Origin of the sequence: Companilactobacillus kedongensis (genome assembly GCF_003946625.1) — a bacterium.
In the GTDB taxonomy this organism is placed as follows: Bacteria; Bacillota; Bacilli; order Lactobacillales; family Lactobacillaceae; genus Companilactobacillus; species Companilactobacillus kedongensis.
In genome coordinates this window covers 158,868-176,812 of the sequence record NZ_RHOR01000003.1, presented here as the reverse complement: position 1 = coordinate 176,812, position 17,945 = coordinate 158,868, and the positions used below count along the sequence as shown (strand labels likewise).

Annotated in this window: 18 protein-coding genes; 7 read left to right on the top strand and 11 right to left on the bottom strand. The window is 38.1% G+C overall.

Features of this window, described 5'->3' with window-relative positions:
- Together EKM60_RS03555 and EKM60_RS03550 are read left to right on the top strand one after the other, a co-directional pair.
- A partial coding sequence (locus tag EKM60_RS03555) for an RNA-guided endonuclease TnpB family protein (protein ID WP_164508305.1) occupies positions 1 to 791 on the top strand: 791 nt, incomplete at its 5' end.
- Between the two features lie 110 nt (positions 792 to 901).
- On the top strand, positions 902 to 1,423 hold the full coding sequence (locus EKM60_RS03550; RefSeq protein WP_125712513.1) for a DUF308 domain-containing protein: 522 nt from the start codon (positions 902 to 904) through the stop codon (positions 1,421 to 1,423).
- On the opposite strand, the gene EKM60_RS03545 is transcribed toward EKM60_RS03550, so the two are convergent.
- Entirely contained in the window at positions 1,420 to 1,794 is a 375-nt protein-coding gene (locus EKM60_RS03545; protein ID WP_125712511.1) for a PaaI family thioesterase, read from the bottom strand. The genes EKM60_RS03550 and EKM60_RS03545 overlap by 4 nt on opposite strands.
- Before the next feature lie 26 nt (positions 1,795 to 1,820).
- Here EKM60_RS03545 and menB point away from each other — a divergent pair, with 26 nt between their 5' ends.
- Complete coding sequence (gene menB, locus EKM60_RS03540; RefSeq protein WP_404811385.1) at positions 1,821 to 2,636, top strand: 1,4-dihydroxy-2-naphthoyl-CoA synthase; 816 nt, start codon at positions 1,821 to 1,823, stop codon at positions 2,634 to 2,636.
- 15 nt (positions 2,637 to 2,651) lie between these two features.
- A complete protein-coding gene (locus EKM60_RS03535; protein ID WP_125712507.1) occupies positions 2,652 to 4,109 on the top strand; it encodes an o-succinylbenzoate--CoA ligase in 1,458 nt (485 codons plus the stop codon).
- 265 nt (positions 4,110 to 4,374) lie between these two features.
- Here EKM60_RS03535 and EKM60_RS03530 read toward each other — a convergent pair whose 3' ends face one another.
- The 8 genes from EKM60_RS03530 to serC all read right to left on the bottom strand — a co-directional run bounded on the left by EKM60_RS03530 (position 4,375) and on the right by serC (position 13,682).
- Entirely contained in the window at positions 4,375 to 4,662 is a 288-nt protein-coding gene (locus EKM60_RS03530; RefSeq protein ID WP_125712505.1) for a type II toxin-antitoxin system Phd/YefM family antitoxin, read from the bottom strand.
- Positions 4,663 to 4,974: 312 nt separating this feature from the next.
- Positions 4,975 to 5,727, bottom strand: a complete 753-nt coding sequence (locus tag EKM60_RS03525) for an alpha/beta fold hydrolase (RefSeq protein ID WP_125712503.1) — start codon at positions 5,725 to 5,727, stop codon at positions 4,975 to 4,977.
- An 85-nt stretch (positions 5,728 to 5,812) separates the two neighbouring features.
- The gene (locus tag EKM60_RS03520) at positions 5,813 to 6,082 is read right to left on the bottom strand and encodes a hypothetical protein (protein ID WP_125712501.1); all 270 of its coding nucleotides are present in this window, start codon (positions 6,080 to 6,082) and stop codon (positions 5,813 to 5,815) included.
- Positions 6,083 to 6,680: 598 nt separating this feature from the next.
- Complete coding sequence (gene carB / locus EKM60_RS03515; RefSeq protein ID WP_125712499.1) at positions 6,681 to 9,833, bottom strand: carbamoyl-phosphate synthase large subunit; 3,153 nt, start codon at positions 9,831 to 9,833, stop codon at positions 6,681 to 6,683.
- Positions 9,826 to 10,914, bottom strand: a complete 1,089-nt coding sequence (locus EKM60_RS03510) for a carbamoyl phosphate synthase small subunit (protein WP_125712497.1) — start codon at positions 10,912 to 10,914, stop codon at positions 9,826 to 9,828. Before EKM60_RS03510 ends, carB begins: the two co-directional genes overlap by 8 nt.
- A gap of 201 nt (positions 10,915 to 11,115) precedes the next feature.
- Positions 11,116 to 11,397 (bottom strand): LysR family transcriptional regulator, encoded by a 282-nt coding sequence (locus EKM60_RS03505; protein WP_125712495.1) that lies wholly within the window; start codon positions 11,395 to 11,397, stop codon positions 11,116 to 11,118.
- A 54-nt stretch (positions 11,398 to 11,451) separates the two neighbouring features.
- Positions 11,452 to 12,612, bottom strand: a complete 1,161-nt coding sequence (locus EKM60_RS03500; protein ID WP_125712493.1) for a 3-phosphoglycerate dehydrogenase family protein — start codon at positions 12,610 to 12,612, stop codon at positions 11,452 to 11,454.
- On the bottom strand, positions 12,612 to 13,682 hold the full coding sequence (serC, locus tag EKM60_RS03495; protein ID WP_125712491.1) for a 3-phosphoserine/phosphohydroxythreonine transaminase: 1,071 nt from the start codon (positions 13,680 to 13,682) through the stop codon (positions 12,612 to 12,614). The genes EKM60_RS03500 and serC overlap by 1 nt, the downstream gene beginning before the upstream one ends.
- Positions 13,683 to 13,954: 272 nt before the next feature.
- Between serC and EKM60_RS03490 the strand changes: the two genes are divergently transcribed.
- The gene (locus EKM60_RS03490; protein ID WP_125712489.1) at positions 13,955 to 14,575 is read left to right on the top strand and encodes a histidine phosphatase family protein; all 621 of its coding nucleotides are present in this window, start codon (positions 13,955 to 13,957) and stop codon (positions 14,573 to 14,575) included.
- Between the two features lie 8 nt (positions 14,576 to 14,583).
- Entirely contained in the window at positions 14,584 to 14,838 is a 255-nt protein-coding gene (locus EKM60_RS03485; RefSeq protein ID WP_125712487.1) for a hypothetical protein, read from the top strand.
- A gap of 45 nt (positions 14,839 to 14,883) precedes the next feature.
- Here EKM60_RS03485 and EKM60_RS03480 read toward each other — a convergent pair whose 3' ends face one another.
- Together EKM60_RS03480 and EKM60_RS03475 are read right to left on the bottom strand one after the other, a co-directional pair.
- Positions 14,884 to 15,285 (bottom strand): hypothetical protein, encoded by a 402-nt coding sequence (locus tag EKM60_RS03480; RefSeq protein WP_125712485.1) that lies wholly within the window; start codon positions 15,283 to 15,285, stop codon positions 14,884 to 14,886.
- A 670-nt stretch (positions 15,286 to 15,955) separates the two neighbouring features.
- Complete coding sequence (locus EKM60_RS03475; protein WP_125712483.1) at positions 15,956 to 16,900, bottom strand: D-2-hydroxyacid dehydrogenase; 945 nt, start codon at positions 16,898 to 16,900, stop codon at positions 15,956 to 15,958.
- Between the two features lie 324 nt (positions 16,901 to 17,224).
- On the opposite strand from EKM60_RS03475, the gene EKM60_RS03470 reads away from it, so the two are divergent.
- Positions 17,225 to 17,944, top strand: a complete 720-nt coding sequence (locus tag EKM60_RS03470; protein ID WP_125712481.1) for an MIP/aquaporin family protein — start codon at positions 17,225 to 17,227, stop codon at positions 17,942 to 17,944.
- The last annotated feature ends 1 nt before the right edge of the window (position 17,945 follow it).

Genomic DNA, 17,945 nt, shown 5'->3' with positions numbered 1-17,945 from the left:
ATTTCATTAAGCTACCTAAGTTAGGCTACTTGCGTTATCGTGCCGGTCGAAAGATAGTTGGCAAGATCAAAGCAGTCACAATTCGTAAGTCTAGTACCAACAAATACTACGCCGTCTTATCTCTTGATTGCGAGAACCAAGCAATCAAGGGGACTAACAAAAAAGTTGGACTAGATGTTGGCGTCTCCGACCTGGTGATAACTTCTGACGGTCAAAAGTATCAAACTATTAGGTTCGATAAATTGATTGAGTATAAGAAACACCAATGGGAAAAGAAACTGGCTAGACGAAGACTTCTAGCATTCAAAGATATTCAAAAGCAAAAGAAACTTAGACTATTAGAACACAAGTCATTGGACCAGTATAAGAATTACCAAAAAGCTAAAATCATGGTAGCTAAGTACAGTGAGAAAGTCGCTAACCAACGCAAAGATTATTTGCATAAAATAACGACTGAACTAGTCAATTCTTACGATACTATCGTTATTGAGGATATTAAGATCAACAAATTGCTTAAAAAGCATAACTTGGCTCGTGCCATCGCTAACCAATCATGGCGTGAACTACGCTTGATGCTAGAATACAAATGTGCTTGGTATGGCAAGCAATTAATTGTCATTGATCCGTACAAGACTAGTCAAATATGTTCTCAATGTGGCTATGATGACGGTAAACATGAATTAGATGTACGTACGTGGACGTGTCCACATTGTCATGCTCATCATGACCGAGATATAAACGCAAGTAAAAACATTCTAAATACAGGTTTGGGACAAACCTTAGTAAGATAGTTCTGACCGCTATCAACTAGTTGAAATACTAGTTGGCAAGTCTGGAACGTTCCTAGAAGCACGGTAATTCAGTGCCGTGTAGTTCACACTTAATCGGGGGAAGTGAAAAAATGGTCAGACAGTTCCAACTTTATCGTTGGCTGCGTTTCATCTTTTTGTTGGTCGTTGGGATCTTGATAACGGCACAACCGACCAAAAGCGTAAACGCCATTATCTACCTAGTTTCTACTTATATTGCAATTTACGGCGTACTATCGATCATCGACGGTATCAGTATTAGACAAAAAACCGGCGAAAATAACATTGCCATCGGTCTTGGAGCCGGTGCGTTATTACTCGCCGTATTAGTTTTATTCGTGGCTAAGATCTTGATCCAACTCGTGCCACCTGTATTAGGAATAATTTTGTTGGTCAATGGGATCAACCAATTCAGAGATTCAAATGAGACCAAAAGACACGTTAATGTCACACCCTGGCTGGACTATTTTTATTCAGCCTTATTGATCGGCGTGGGAATAGTTTTCATCCTTAATCCTTCCAAAACGATGATTTTCTTCTATCAATTGTTCGGGATCGGACTAATTATTCTGGCCTTTTTTGAAATCATCAACTCAAGGATCTATCGAAATTAATCAACTTTAACTTTTTTGAGCGTCATCGTACTCAAGCTGGCATTGATCGCACTGCCTTTTTTATGGGTAAAGGCCTGCCAAGTTTGAATATTTTTGCCAATTCGTACCGGCGTGGCCTCGGCGATGACAATTCCGTCCTTAATCTTGTTTAATTGATGTGTCATAATGTCTACACCGACAGCCGCGAAACCGTCTTCTTTAATATTGAGATTGGCACCAATACTGCCAGCAGTTTCAGCTAAAACAGCGTTGAGACCGCCGTGCATGATCTTATATGGTTGTAAATGTATATCTTCTATCGTCATCTCTAAGACGACTTTTTTCTTAGTCTGTTCGACTACTTTTATCCCTAGATTTTCTAAAAGATTCATAACTTAACACCTCGGAGGTTATTTTAATGAGTAAATGGGAAACAATTAAAGAATATCAAGAAATCCTTTTTGAGCGCATGGGTAAGATCGCCAAGATCACTATCAATCGTCCCGAAAAGCGTAACGCCTTTACACCTGTCACTGTACAGGAAATGATTGAGGCTTTCAATTACTGCCGTGATGACGCTTCGATCGGCGCAATTATTTTAACAGGGCAAGGAGACCTCGCCTTTTGTTCCGGCGGAGATCAAAGTGTTCGTGGAAATGGTGGTTACGTTGGTCCCGACCACATCGCTAGATTAAATGTTTTGGACTTGCAACACTTGATTCGCATCATCCCTAAACCAGTTATCGCTATGGTTCGCGGCTGGTCAGTCGGTGGTGGAAATATCTTACAACTAGTCTGTGATTTAACGATTGCAGCTGACAACGCCAAGTTTATGCAAACTGGTCCTAAAGTCGGCAGTTTTGATGCCGGTTACGGTTCAGCCTACTTAGCTCGTGTCATCGGCCATAAACGTGCCAAAGAAGTTTGGTTCATGTGCAAACCTTATTCAGCTGACGAAGCTTTCCAAATGGGCTGGATCAACAAAGTCGTACCATTAGCTGACGTTGAAAAGGAAACAATTGAATGGTGTAACGAGATCTTGAAGAAATCTCCAACAGCTATTCGTTTCATCAAAGCAGCCATGAATGCCGATACTGACGGAATCGCTGGATTGCAACAAATGGCTGGTGATTCAACAATGTTATTCTACACAACTGACGAAGGAAAAGAAGGTCGTGATGCCTTTTTGGAGAAACGCGACCCAGATTTCGACAAGTTCCCTAAATTCCCCTAGAAAGGAAAATGAACTTTGGAAAATTGGTTAAAAAAACAAGCTCAGCTTAATCCTAAAAAAACAGCATTGATTCTCGAACACTCCGACTTCACCTTTTCAGAACTTGATGACAGCGTTCAATTATATGCCAGCAAACTTTCAACATACGGCGTAAAAAGACATGACCGGATCGCGATTTTTATTGCTAATACTTTTAACGGTTACATTGCCATTTTGGCTTTACAACAGCTCGGTGCTGAAATTGTTTTTTTAAACACTCGCTTGTCAAAAGATGAATTAGGTTTTCAATTACGAGATTCCAACGCTAAATTCTGTCTGCTAGATGATGGTGCTGACCTGACCGAAGCAACTCAAGTGGATTTTCCACAAGTGAAGATCTCTGAAACATTGTCACTGACATCAAATAAAAGTTATCAACCTGTGGAAGAATTCAACAATGACGACGTAACTTCGATCATGTACACCTCAGGCACATCCGGACGTCCCAAAGGTGTCCTGCAAACCTTCGGCAATCATTTTTATTCTGCCATTGGAACCTCCTTGAATTTTGGTATCAGTTACCGTGATTCTTGGGTCTTGGCAGTGCCGCTGTTTCATATTTCCGGGTTCTCGATTGCCATGCGTTCACTGATTTATGGGATAGGCGTTTACCTGATCCCTAAATTTGATGAAACCTATATCAATAAAATTTTGATCAACGAAAGAGCTTCGATCATCTCACTAGTTCCCACCATGCTCAAAAGATTATTGAATAATTTGGCCCCTAAGCAAAAATACAACAGTAATTTCCGTTGTGTCCTCTTAGGCGGTGGTCCGATCGACAATTGGACCTTGTTGCGTTGTAACATGTTGGCAATTCCCGTCATTCAAAGTTACGGCATGACCGAAACAGCCTCAAACGTTGTTGCTTTAAACAATCGTGACGCCGAAAGAAAAGTCGGTTCATCCGGACAGGCACTCTTCCCCGTTCAATTGCGGATCACGCAACAAAATCCCGAAGGCATTGGTGAAATCGAAGTCAAAGCTCCAAACGTCGCCAAAAGTTATTTGAATATGCCTGAACTATTTAAACAGCGCATGACTGATGATCAGTATTTTAAGACCGGCGATATCGGTTATTTAGATGATGAAGGATTCTTGTTCGTCAAAGGCAGAAAAGATGACATGATCATTTCTGGCGGTGAAAATATTTATCCCGAAGAAGTCGAGAATATTTATAGCAAGATCAAAGGTATCATCGGCATTACTATTCTAGGAAAACGCGATGAAACTTGGGGTCAGATCCCGATTGCCTATGTGATTTTGGATGATGACGCCTATTTGACTGGTGAAGACCTCATCGAATACGGCCGCGATCACATGGCTCATTACAAAGTACCAAAGGAATTCCGACAGATAGATCATTTCCCACAAACATCCAGCGGCAAGATTTTACGTCGTAAAATGCATGGAATGGTTTATAAACTGTTGTAGTTCCGTCTCCAGGGCTGAGAATATCCACCTGCTATGCGGACCGACTCGAGCCCAAAGTACGGTCTCGACTCTCGGTTCAGAGCCTTACCACAAACCGGTAAGTCTCTAAACACGCCCGGTGTTCTAATGGCTAAAGCCATAACAACACTCTCATAGCTGGTGAATATTATCAGTCCTTCCGACTAAATTGGATAATACATTGAACATACAAAAGGAGTTATATTTCGTCTTTGAAAGCGAAATATAACTCCTATTTTATTAGCTTTTAACGATTTCTATTCATAAGCTCCCATTGTTCAGGAGTAATCGTTCTTGTATCTTTTTCTTTATTCAAACTATTAACTGCATTCATTAGTCTTTCTCTTAATTCAGGGTCATCTAGAAAATGCTTAGTTTCCTGCCATGAATCAAATTCTTTTTCAGACATCAGAACAACGTTTTTATTTTCAGGACCGGATACCAAAAGAGCTTCATTGCAATCTACAACTTTGTCAGCATACTTCTCAAAATCATTTACTAAATCTTTAGCAGAAATAGCTTTGATCTCGCTCATATTTTTAACATCCTTTCAATATATATCGATGGAATATCATTCTCATACCAAAAACACAATAAAAACTGGAAACTTTGTTTGAATCTCTAAGATTTCCTTTATAAACCATTACTAGTCGGAAGATATGGGAAATATTTACTGGCAGTGACAGTGGCGTTAGGACGAGCGTTTTTCTCGTTCTTACACCACCGGGCGTGTTTGGAGACTTGCTTGCAAGGCTTCAAACCGAGCTTCGAGACCGCACTTTGACTCGGAGCGGTCCGCACAGCCAGAAAATATTTCCCATATCTGGAGACGGCATACTAAAACCCACTAATACAAATAATACTCAAAAAAGTTAGCAATTTTATCCATCAATGGCGGTTCAACCAAATGACCAGCCTTATAACCAGTAATAAAGGCCACTTGTTCCGCATAATCTTTTCCTTGGATCATATCAAAGAAATCCTTCGATTCTGAATAAGGAATACGTTCATCTTCAGTCCCATGCCAAAACAGCAGTGGACGCTTATTGATCTTTTCAGGTTGTAAATTAAGATCGTAATTATCGATCCAACTCGTCAGCAACTTCAAATCCTTAGGCACATAGATACCATGATTTTTTGCATGATACCTAACTAATTTTGCATAAGCATTTAAGTTTGGAGTTCCCATAATAATAGTTCCCGCAGTAATTTCTGGATGTTGTGTTAATAAAGCTCCAGTCGTCATGCCACCCATTGAATAACCGCCAACCCCGATTTTGTCATCTTTGATCAGATCTCTCTTCTTATAGAAGTTAACGATCAATTCAAACTCGGACAAATTACCCTGAATGCTATTCCAAAAGGTAAATGAAGGGATTGAAGAAACATCTTCCAATCTTTTACCGTGGTGCATTGCATCAGGCATGACCACACGAATATGTTTAGCAGCTAATTTACGTGCTTGAGTCAAAACTAACTCTTTTTCGGAACGCCAGCCATGATAGAACACCACTAGCGGCACAGCTTTATAACGGTTCTCTTCCTCAACTACTTCGAGTACCGGCACATCTTGAAAATTTCTCTGATAAATCTTAACCATCAAATTCACCTCATTTTTACTATATCATTGCGCAAAAAAAGAGGCACCAAATATAACTTTGGTGTCTCTAGAATAATTTCGGAATCTATTTACTATTCAAAAGATAATTGATCTTAAACAACAATTCTTCGACGTCACGTTTATTTAGGTCATCTGTTTGTAGAGAATAATAAACTAGGTCACTGCGCAAATTTGCGAGTGGCATTTGCCAATCAACTTGTTTGTTCATTTTAAAAATGTAACTCATCACAAGCTCAATCAAGACTTCTTCAGAATTGATGTTAAAAGTCCCAACAGATTCTTCTAATTCGCGAACTACTTCGTCGCTCTTTATAGCTCCTTTAATTTCTTCCAAGACTAATACCGCCTTCAATTCATAATTAAAACCCAACTTCTATCTGATATGATTATCTAACATTATTCCTGATATTTATAACCATAATTATAAAATTGGATTGTTTAAAATTGACATAGACCAGTAATACAGCCATTTAGAGCAGTTTCCATTCAGAAAAAACTTATCATCAAAGCCATAATATTATATATTGATAGCGCTTCAAATCCTAATGCTTATAATATTCTGTTACTGATTAGAATTAAAATGTTTTTTCACAAAGTGTGGAAATAACATAAGTAAAGCTTTATAATGAAGATGGTTTATATAGGCGGGAAATATGAACTTAACTTCTTGTTATTGTTACATGTAGTACTCCTTCTCAACTGCTTGTAAACAGAGTTTGTGGTAGGCTCTGGATCTCTCGCAATAAAGGCTAGTGGTAGGCCTTTATTTTTTTTATTCTAAAATAATTTGAACCAAAATTCGAACTTACCACTTAAATTAGTTTTCCAAATTGGTCTATATAATTAGCCAGAAAAACATTTAAGAAAATAAAACAAAAAAAGTCCAAAATCTGAAATGATTTTGGACTTTTTATTTTGAAGTAATATCTTTTTTAAAGAGCTTTTGTATAAAATGACTGTGATTCGAGCACATCAAGCATCCCGAACACTGTGTCAATTGCAGTGAACAGTGTTACTCCATGAGCGATCGCCAAAGTTCTGACATATTCGCCATGATCCTTGTCATCGATCACTGTATTAATAACAACGTCGATTTCCTTGTCTAGCATCATTTGGTGCAATTCTTTAGGTTCTAGTTTTTTAACTTTTAAACCTTTAGAAGATAAGTAATCAGCAGTATTGCCAGTAGCCAATAACAAGAATCCTAAGTCACGGAAACGTTTTGCAACTTGATAACCTTCATCGAAGTCTGAGTCTCTAATTGTGATCAAGACTTTTCCATGATCTGGGACGTGTAATTTGGCACCTTCAAAGGCTTTATAAAGTGCCTTTTCAAATGTCTTATCAGTACCCATAACTTCTCCAGTTGACTTCATTTCTGGTCCTAATAACGGGTCCACACCATTCAATTTCGAGAATGAAAATACCGGCGCTTTCACGTGAACTAATTCACCAGCAGGCTTGAGTCCATCTTGATATCCTTGCTCACGTAAAGTTTTCCCGAGAATAACATTAGTTGCCACTTGAGCCATTGGAATGTCAGTTACCTTACTCAAGAATGGCACCGTCCGACTGGCACGTGGATTAACTTCAATAACATAGACTTTTTCTTCATGAACGACGAATTGAATATTCATCATTCCGATACAGTTAAGATCCTTAGCCAATAGCTTTGTGTAATGAACGATCTGGTCACAAATATCCTGTGAGAAGTGTTGTGTTGGATAGACAGACATTGAATCTCCTGAATGGACCCCGGCACGTTCGATATGTTCCATGATACCTGGGATCAAGACATCTTTACCGTCACAAATAGCATCAACTTCACACTCTTTACCGATCAGATAGTGATCGACCAGAACTGGATGATCATGAGAAGCTTTAACGGCGTTATGCATATAGTAATCAAGATCACCCTTATGATGGATGATTTCCATGGCACGTCCGCCTAGAACGTAACTAGGACGTACTAAGACTGGATAACCGACCTTTTCAGCAATTACTAAAGCATCTTCAGCATTGTCGGCTGTATCACCTTGAGGGTGCGCAATATTGGCATTATTGATGACCTTTTCAAACTCATCACGATCTTCAGCACGGTTGATATCTTCAACGCTAGTACCGAGAACTTTTACGCCGTGAGCTAGTAATGGTTCGGCCAAGTTGATAGCTGTTTGACCACCGAATTGTAGGATAACCCCTTCTGGTTTTTCTAACTCAATAACATTCAAAACATCTTCCAAAGTTAGCGGCTCGAAATACAACTTATCAGAAACGGAGAAGTCAGTTGAAACAGTTTCGGGATTACTATTCATAATGATAGCTTCGTAGCCGGCCTTTTGAATAGCTTTGACAGAATGAACTGTCGCATAGTCAAACTCGACACCTTGACCAATTCTGATCGGACCAGAACCGATAACTAGGATCGAAGGTTTATCGCTGACGACACTCTCATTTTCTGTTTCATATGTTCCATAGAAATATGGTGTTTCTGAATCAAACTCGCCGGCACAAGTGTCGACCATTTTATAAACTGGCAATAATTTGTTATCAGTTCTAAATTTTCTAACTTGATCTTCGGTTTGATTCCATAAACCAGCAACGGTTTTATCAGAGAAACCATTTTTCTTAGCATTTAATAAAATTTCTGAATCATTAATATTTTTCTTTAAATCATCTTCAATTTCGATGATATGAAGTAGTTTATCGAGGAAGAATAGATTGATCTTTGTTTTGTCCGCTAATTCGTCAATCGTCATACCACGGCGAATCGCTTCAGCAAGATAGAATAGTCGGTCATCTTTAGCTTCGACTAATCCTTCTTCTAAATCTTCATCGGAAATTTGATGTAATTTAGGTTCATCAATATAGTTCAAACCTATTTCAAGGGAACGAACTGCTTTTAAAGTAGCCTCTTCAATGTTACGACCAATGGCCATAACTTCACCAGTGGCCTTCATTTGTGTTCCTAATAAACGGTCAGCCTTGGTAAATTTATCAAATGGCCATCTAGGAATCTTGCAGACAACATAATCCAAAGCTGGCTCAAATTCAGCATAAGTCGTTCCAGTAACAGGATTGATTATTTCATCCAAAGTTAGACCGACAGCAATTTTAGCAGCCACTTTAGCGATCGGATAACCAGTGGCTTTAGAAGCCAAAGCACTCGAACGACTAACTCTAGGATTAACTTCGATCACAAAGTATTGGAAACTCTTAGGATCAAGAGCTAGCTGAACGTTACAGCCACCTTCGATTTTGAGAGCACGGATTATTTTGAGTGCGACATCTCTAAGCATTTGAAATTCACGGTCACTCAAAGTTTGAATCGGTGCATAAACAATTGAATCACCAGTATGAATACCAACGGGATCAAAATTTTCCATCCCACAGACGACCATAGCGTTATCGTTAGCATCACGCATAACTTCAAATTCGATTTCTTTGAATCCGGCAATACTCTGTTCAAGCATGACTTGTGTTACTGGTGAAAGTGCTAGACCACGATCTACGATTTGGCGTAGTTCTTGTTCGTTATCGGCAATACCACCACCTGTACCACCCATAGTAAATGCTGGACGGACAATCAATGGATAGCCAATTTTGTTTCCTGCTTCAACAGCTTCTTGCATCTTATTAACGATAGCTGATTCAGGAACGGGTTCTTTCAAAGTATTCATTAAACTACGGAACTTCTCACGATCTTCGGCTTGGTCGATCGCGTCAAGTTTTGTTCCGAGTAATTCGATCTTTAATTCTTCCAAAATACCTGATTTAGCAAGTTCCATTGCCATGTTTAGACCTTGTTGTCCACCTAATGTTGGCAAAATTGCATCTGGAAGTTCTTTTCTTAAAATTTGCGAAACGAATTGATAAGTAATTGGTTCGATATAAACTTGATCGGCGATTTCTTTATCAGTCATGATCGTAGCTGGATTGGAATTGACCAAAACAACTTCATAACCAAGTTCTTTTAGGGCCATGCAGGCTTGAGTTCCTGAATAGTCAAACTCGGCTGCTTGACCAATAATGATTGGGCCGGAGCCAATTACCATGATTTTGTGTATATCAGTTCTTTTAGTCATGTGAAACTTTCCCCTTTTCCTTATTTTCGTCGATCATTTCCATAAATCTATCAAATAAATAGTCGGCATCATGTGGACCAGGAGCTGCATCCGGATGATATTGTACAGAAAAGGCCGGGTAGATTTCATGTTTGATCCCTTCAACAGTTTGATCATTGATTTCTTCGTGAGTAACTTCAAGATCAGTATCTTTTAGTGATTCACGATCAACCGCATATCCATGGTTTTGGGAAGTAAAATCTATTCGACCAGTTGCAAGTTCACGTACAGGGTGGTTGAATCCACGATGTCCAAACTTCATTTTGAATGTATTGGCTCCATTTGCTAAGGCAAACAGTTGATGACCTAAACAAATTCCAAATAGTGGCACTTTCTTTTCAACACCACGGATCATTTCCAAAGCAGTTGGAACATCTTTGGGATCGCCAGGTCCATTTGACAACATAACTCCATCGGGGTCATGGCTTAAAACATCTTCGGCACTGGAATTTGATGGTAGGACAACGATATTAAAATTTCTAGCAGAAAGTTCTCTTAAGATAGAAAGTTTTAATCCAAAATCTACTAGAACAATTTTTTTGCCAATAGCTGGAACTGAATATGCTTTGCTGGTCGTACTTGTAGCAACCTCATCTCGAGGCAAACTAGCCTTTTGAAGATCACTAACAGTTGTATCAGTTATTTCGTCTACTAAAACAGCTTTCAAAGCTCCTTTAGAACGGATGTGTCGTGTGACTGCCCGTGTATCGATACCGCTGATACCGGGAATATTGTTTTGTTTCAAATAATCATCTAATGACAGATCCATTCTCCAATTACTGGATCGTCGGGCCAATTCATGTACTACTACACCTTTGCAAGTTGGGGTTATTGATTCATAGTCATCACGGTTGATACCGTAATTTCCGATTAATGGGAAAGTAAACATCAAAATCTCCCCATTATATGATTGATCTGTGATCGATTCCTGGTATCCAGACATCCCTGTACTGAATACTAGTTCGCCAAATGCGTTAGCATCGGCACCAAATGCTTGGCCGGAATAAATATTTCCATCTTCTAATACCAAGTAACGTTTCATTGTTTCACCCTTTCTTGAATAAATTGACCTTAAAATGATTTATCACACTTTTAATTTAAACCGTGATTGTTAAGATTGTACAACTACTTGCTTAGAATTCAAACAGTTTTTTTATAATAAAATTAAATTTTATAATTTTATACTAATAAAAAAAGGCTTTATTATCAGTCAATAAAGTCTTTTTAATTAAACAACAAAAATTTAATCATGATTATTATACTCAGGATCATCTAAGTCTTTCTCAATATTCATACCGTACAAATGATTTACCGCAGAATCTTTAGGTGCTGGATGAACAACTAAAATTGTTGTAGCACCTTTACTGCTGACATAACCCACAAAAGAGGTCACTTCTTCAACATAATATGCCAACCCATCCGAATGGATAATATACTGACCGGCAACCGGCATATTCTCTACGTAAACCTTGTTCATACGAATATAATCGTCACCTTCGTGTAGTACGACTAAAACTTTATACATAAGCTCGCCCCTTTGACATTGTTTTAACATATTTCGAAGCGAAACAATAATTTTTTACCTGTGTTCGATCAGTCTGACTCTGCGTACTTCCGGTATCTTTTGAATCTGATTTATGATCTGATCCTTATAATTTAAATTATCAACATCTATAACTGTATAAGCTGATTCATCCTTTGCGGCATTGGCCATATTGTTTATATTGACGTGTGCTTTGGCTAGGTGTGTCGTGATCTGTCCCACCATATTAGGAATATTTCGATGCATGATAGTAAAACGATATGGTGCATTGAACGGTAACTTCATACCGGGAAGATTGACCGCATTGACCGTGTCACCATTTTCCAAAAAATTCATGATCGTATTGGCAGCTTTGATTGCTCCGTTGTCTTCAGCTTCAAGTGTTGATCCACCAATATGGGGTGTCGTGATAACTCGAGGATTATCAGCAATAACATCATCGCCAAAGTCAGTACAGTAGAATTGGATCTTTATACCAAGATTGTCCACAACAGCCTTATTATCAACGATCCCCCCACGTGCATAATTGAATAAAACAACTTGATCCTTCATGGCTTTGATCTCTGCGTTGGAAATAAGCCCAATTGTTTCTTTATTCTTAGGTACATGTATCGTCACATAATCGGCATTTTTTAATGCTTGTTGAAGGTTAGTTAGGCGATGTACTCGATTATTGATTTTCCAAGCCGAGTCAGCTGATAAATACGGATCGTATCCACTAACATTCATTCCCAAATTAACGGCCTCATTGGCGACTAATGAGCCCACATTGCCGAGTCCTACGACCAAGAGGTTCTTTCCAAATAATTCGGTTCCATTAAATTTAGCTTTGTCGTATTCAACTTGCTTAGATATATCGGCATTAATGTTTTGATGCGAATAGTCATAGGCCGCAAATACCTTTCTAGCTGTGGCGATCATCATCGAGATCACTAGTTCCTTGACTGCATTAGCATTGCTTCCGGGAGTATTGAAAACGGCAATTCCATGGTCAGTCGCATTTTTGATAGGAATGTTGTTCACTCCGGCACCAGCTCGAGCAATGACTTTTAAAGTTGCCGGAAACTGTGCTTTGAGCAAATTTACCGAGCGGATCAGATAAGCATCAGGATTATCTGGTTGATTGATTGTATATTCTGGCGTAAAAGTATTTAGCCCTTTATCAGCGATAGCATTGAAAGTTTTAATTTGATACATTAGCGTATCCTCCTGTTTTCTTTTTCAAATTTTTCTAAGAAATCTACTAAAGTTTTAGCGCCGTCATATGGCATTGCATTGTATAAACTGGCACGCATACCACCGACTAAACGATGACCCTTTAAATTAACTAAATTATTCTCTTTAGCTTGTGCAATGAATTTGGCATCTAGTTCTGGATCTCCTGTACTAAAGACTAGGTTTGTCAGTGAACGCGAAGTTTTTTCAACTGGATTGTTGAATAGTTTTGAATTGTCTAAAAAGTCATAAACCAAACCTGATTTTTGACGATTACGCTTCTCAATTTCCGGCACGCCTCCAAGATCTTTGAGCCACTTCAAGACTAGATCAGCAACATAGATAGCAAATACCGGCGGCGTGTTCAACATTGAATTCTTTTTGGCGAGGATTTGATAATTCCACATACTTGGTAAATTAGTTTCAGTGATTAAATCTTTGCGAATTATTACGATAGTCAAGCCGGCAATACCAAGATTTTTTTGTGCTCCACCATAAATCACATCAGTATTATTGAATTGATACTCTTGAGCTAAGAAGTTAGAAGATACGTCTAATACCAAATGTTTGAGATCAGGCAATTGCTTGTAAGCTGTACCTTCGATCGTATTATTAGTCGTCAAGTGAATATAATCTAATGACTGTTGCGGTTGTTCGATTTTAGGAATATTGTGATATTGGTTATCCTTTGATGAAGCAATTGTATCGACTGTAATACCAACCTTTTGCGCTTCTTCCTGTGCTCTGACAGCCCAGTGACCTGTATCGACCAATCCAATATGTTTAGTCTTAGCAATGTTTAACGGTATTGTCGTAAACTGTGTCGTGGCACCGCCTTGCAAAAATAATATTTCGTAATCATCAGATAGATTTAATAAAGCTCGTAAATTTGTTTTAGCTTCGTCGATTATATTTTCAAAGAGATCAGAGCGATGGGAGATCTCCATTACACTCATTCCTGAATCGTTAAACGATGGTAAATCACCCTTAATTTGGTTGATAACACTTGTTGGCAACATGGCTGGACCAGCTGCAAAATTATATACTGACATATCTTCATCCCTTTCAAAGTATAAAAAAGTCCCCACAGACAACTGTGGGGACTACGTCAGTACATTTATTGCCCCACAGTTTTCAATTACTTGAAATCCATGCGGCTAATCGTAAATAAGCCTACACGGATAACCATGTAGACAAGGAGGAGCTTATTAAGATAAAATGAAATTGTTCTAACATAATTAGTAATCCTCCAATTAATTTAGAAACATTCTAACAATGAATGATTAAAGTGTCAATATCAGGATACAGAAAATGAGGAATTTAAATGACAGAATTTTATCTAGTAAGACATGGTCAAACTACCGCTAATGCTACTGGCATCAAGCAAGGCAGCATTAATAGCGAAATGACACATTTAACTGAAGTCGGAAAAGCACAAGTAGGAAAATTACACGAAACTTTCGATATTTCTAATTTTGATCAAATTATTAGCAGTCCTCTTTTTAGAACTTTGGAAACAACTAATATTTTAAATGATGGTTATGATTTACCTGTTTCAACTGACAAAAGATTGATCGAAATTTCTTATGGACAGTGGGATGGATTAAAAAATGATGACTTAAAAGCTGACTACCCTGAACTATTTGATCCGTACGTACAAGATGTTTTACCAAGCTATGTCAAAGAAGCGACCCATGGCGAAACATTTGACGAGGTTGCCGATCGTGTTAAAGAATTTTTAGTTGAGACCGCTAAGAAATTTCCAGATCAAAAAATACTACTGGTAACACATGGATTTGCTATCAAAGCTGCTATGCTGGGCTTATTCCATCCAGATAACCCGATGATGATCCCCGAGCCTGACAATGCCAGCGTAACTAAACTGATTGTCTTGGGCGAAAATCGTAGATATTATTTGAAATACTATAATCGTCAGAGAGCGTAGGAAATATTATGTCAGAATTAGAAATTGGTAAATCGACAACTCTAGAAGATGCAAAAAAACTTATTTTGAGACCAGAACTCGAGAAGATCATTCTCAGCATTGATATTGCGTCAGAATATTTGCCGATCCTTTATCATGTTTTTCGACTAAACAGGATCACAGTCCTTGGTGATCAAAAAGCCATCAACATCGCCCCTAATATTATTTTGGATGACGATATAAATAACTACGATGAACGAGCAATTTTTGTTGAAGTGAAGTAAAATAGCACGCCGATTAGTGAAATCACTAATCAGCGTGCTATTTAGTTATTGTTTTTTTAGAATCTTATTCAGATGATTATTTTGAATGAATAAATAAAACGAACTTACAATAGCGTATAAATTATACAAAACAAAAACGATCAGCCAAGTTATTTTGCTGGTAAAATCAGCCGTTAACAGCATCTTTAAGGCTTGAGATACGGAGATATCCCATGTTTGTCCTATTTGTACTGAAAAAATAATCATTATTAGGATCGAAACAACTATACCGGCTGTTTGATGAACATTGACAAAATTCTCCTTCAAGTCCAATAGATCAGCACGACCATCTTTATCCGATGTTAAATTATATTTAAGCTCTAATACGCTTTGAATCAAGCTAAGTCCTAGAAATACGGCTGTTATCAGCAGCCAAATAAGTGTCATGATAACTAGTATTTGATTCATTATTCCCTCTTAAATGTTTTATAGTTTCTAAAAATGGCCGCCTTCGGTATCAAATAATTCCACCTGTTACGCGAGCGTTCCAAGCCTTGGTCTTGTAACTCGATTTTGAGCTTTGCTTACGCAAATCTCAGAATCGTCGGTGGTGTAAGAAGGAAAACCACCTTCTAACGCCACTTGCGCAACTGGTTCCATTACTTGATTCCTACGGCTAATTTCTATCATTGAATGTATAAATACTACCCTTTTAGTATACCGTCTTAATATTAAGAAATTGTATACTTTATGTTTTTTATATTTTTAAAGCATAAAGGCATGACTATCCAGATAATACTGACGTCATGCCTTTATAATTTTTATTTATCTTAATTATTTAGTTGGAAGGAACTGGGGAGTTCGCCAGCTGTGAAAATTCTGTTAGTGCGGCAAAGCCATGCTTACAGAATGGACTACTTCGAGATTTGAGATAACAAAGCTTGAAATTAAGATGGGAGTCTTTGGTTCACATCGGTCCCATAGTTGGCGACTTTCTAGGTTTTGGAGGTGGTATTTCATAAACGAGCTCCAGGAGGACAAAACTCTGCGCTTACTACGATTAACGAATATGGCATAACCCGCCATCTCCGTTAATCTAGGTAATGCTCAAGTTATGACCGTCCTCCTTGCGCTCTCTCTAATAACCTTTACTATAACTAACTAAATTCTCAACGACTTCGCCATTTTCGATATAAGATTTCAAATTCTTCTTAAAGATCTTGAAGGCTCTTTCTTCATAATGAACGCTTCTGCCTGCATTATGTGGTGTTAAGATCACGTTCTTCATATCCCAAAGTGGGCTGTCTTCATTCAATGGTTCGGGATCAACTACGTCTAATCCGGCTCCGGCGATTTCTTTTGTCTGAAGTGCTTCAACTAAATCATCTGTACTTGTTGATTTTCCACGGCCAATGCTAATGAAGTATGCAGTTTTAGCCATCTTTTGGAAGAATTCTTTATTGAACATTTTTTCTGTATCTGCTGTATCTGGTAATGAATTTACTACAAAATCAGCTTCTTTAAGATGCTTGTCGATATCTTTCATAGCTACCATTTTGTCGATATTTGGCAAATCTTTGTCAGAATGTCTAACACCGATCGTGTGCATTCCTAATGCTTTAGCATATTGAGCTAGTTGACTTCCGATATGACCTACTCCAACTAACATAACTGTCTTGTTGTAAACTTCATCATACTTCTTCTCACGGTGCCAAACTTTTTTGGTTTGGTCCCATGTTGATAGATTCATACTGCGTTCAAACATCAACATATATGTCAAAGCTTGCTCGGCAATATTGATTGAATTAGCACCTGATCCGGTCGTCAACATAATTCCTTTTTCGTCTAGTGCTCTTAAAGGTAATGCATCCACTCCGGCACGAATGGTTTGAATCCAATTCAAAGTTTCACTACTTATAATGTCATCTTGAAGTCTCTTAGACCAATCAAATAGGACTTCTACTCCTTTTAAATCTTCTGCGGTAGCACTTTTTGCAGAAACTACGCTGAGATCTACACCTTTGATCTCTTCTAATTCTTGTTTTTGTTTATCTGTTAAATCTACTAAACTTAAAACTTTCATTATGCTTCCCCACTTCTTAGGAATATTTTTTTATACAATAACACAAAATAGTGATTATCGGTTATTTCTATAACTAGTCTATAACATTTGGTAGTGTATGATACAATAAAATGCGTAACTCAAATATTTGCTTTATTTCATTCATTATGTTAATAAAACTGATTGCCCCTTGCGGAGCAATTTTTTATTGTATAAGTAATGTTATATCACTAAAGACAAGATGTTTTAATGAATTTATTCTATCTAATCCCATTTCTGATATATTTTTTTAACTGATGAATAATTGAAGTTGTTTTGAGAAATAATTTTACTGGGGTATTAAATATGCACTATTCATTATTAACACGCCTAATTGCAGAATTTATCGGTACTGCAATCATGGTTGCTTTGGGTAATGGTTCAGTTGCCAACGTTGAATTAAAGGGAACTAAAGGTTTCCATGGTGGCTGGGTCCTTATCGGTTTTGGTTATGGTATTGGTGTTATGATTCCAGCCATGATGTTTGGACCAATCTCTGGCGGACAAATTAATCCAGCTATGACATTGGCATTAGCTATCAACAACGAATTTCCATGGGCCGAAGTTGGTCCTTATCTAATTGCTCAATTCCTAGGTGCTATCTTCGGTCAAGCCATGATCGTAGCTGCCTACAAGCCATATTATGACAGAACTGATAATCTAGAATCTGTTTTGGGAACATTCTCAACAATTGATGCTGCTAACAGCCGTATCAATGGATTCATCAACGAATTCATCGGAACATTCCTTTTAGTATTCGGTGCTGTTATGTTAACTTCTGATAAACTTGACCCCCGTGCTGACTTTATTGGATTAGGATTCTTAGTTATGTGTTTGGTTATTTCATTCGGTGGACCAACTGGACCAGCACTAAACCCTGCCCGTGATCTTGGACCACGTATCTTGCATGCTATGTTGCCATTGAAACACAAAGGCTCATCACAATGGAGATATAGTTGGGTTCCAGTCGTTGCCCCTATCCTTGGAGCAGTTTTAGCTGTTAAAATATGTAGCTGGTTCTTTTAGA

Coding starts and splice junctions, on each gene's coding strand:
- EKM60_RS03550 (WP_125712513.1), top strand. CDS start 902: ATGGTCAGACAGTTCCAACTTTATCGTTGGCTGCGTTTCATCTTTTTG.
- EKM60_RS03505 (WP_125712495.1), bottom strand. CDS start 11,397: ATGTATAAAGTTTTAGTCGTACTACACGAAGGTGACGATTATATTCGT.
- serC (WP_125712491.1), bottom strand. CDS start 13,682: ATGTCAGTATATAATTTTGCAGCTGGTCCAGCCATGTTGCCAACAAGT.
- EKM60_RS03470 (WP_125712481.1), top strand. CDS start 17,225: ATGCACTATTCATTATTAACACGCCTAATTGCAGAATTTATCGGTACT.
- EKM60_RS03545 (WP_125712511.1), bottom strand. CDS start 1,794: ATGAATCTTTTAGAAAATCTAGGGATAAAAGTAGTCGAACAGACTAAG.
- menB (WP_404811385.1), top strand. CDS start 1,821: ATGAGTAAATGGGAAACAATTAAAGAATATCAAGAAATCCTTTTTGAG.
- EKM60_RS03500 (WP_125712493.1), bottom strand. CDS start 12,612: ATGTATCAAATTAAAACTTTCAATGCTATCGCTGATAAAGGGCTAAAT.
- EKM60_RS03485 (WP_125712487.1), top strand. CDS start 14,584: ATGTCAGAATTAGAAATTGGTAAATCGACAACTCTAGAAGATGCAAAA.
- EKM60_RS03510 (WP_125712497.1), bottom strand. CDS start 10,914: ATGAAACGTTACTTGGTATTAGAAGATGGAAATATTTATTCCGGCCAA.
- carB (WP_125712499.1), bottom strand. CDS start 9,833: ATGACTAAAAGAACTGATATACACAAAATCATGGTAATTGGCTCCGGC.
- EKM60_RS03490 (WP_125712489.1), top strand. CDS start 13,955: ATGACAGAATTTTATCTAGTAAGACATGGTCAAACTACCGCTAATGCT.
- EKM60_RS03525 (WP_125712503.1), bottom strand. CDS start 5,727: ATGGTTAAGATTTATCAGAGAAATTTTCAAGATGTGCCGGTACTCGAA.
- EKM60_RS03480 (WP_125712485.1), bottom strand. CDS start 15,285: ATGAATCAAATACTAGTTATCATGACACTTATTTGGCTGCTGATAACA.
- EKM60_RS03530 (WP_125712505.1), bottom strand. CDS start 4,662: ATGAGCGAGATCAAAGCTATTTCTGCTAAAGATTTAGTAAATGATTTT.
- EKM60_RS03475 (WP_125712483.1), bottom strand. CDS start 16,900: ATGAAAGTTTTAAGTTTAGTAGATTTAACAGATAAACAAAAACAAGAA.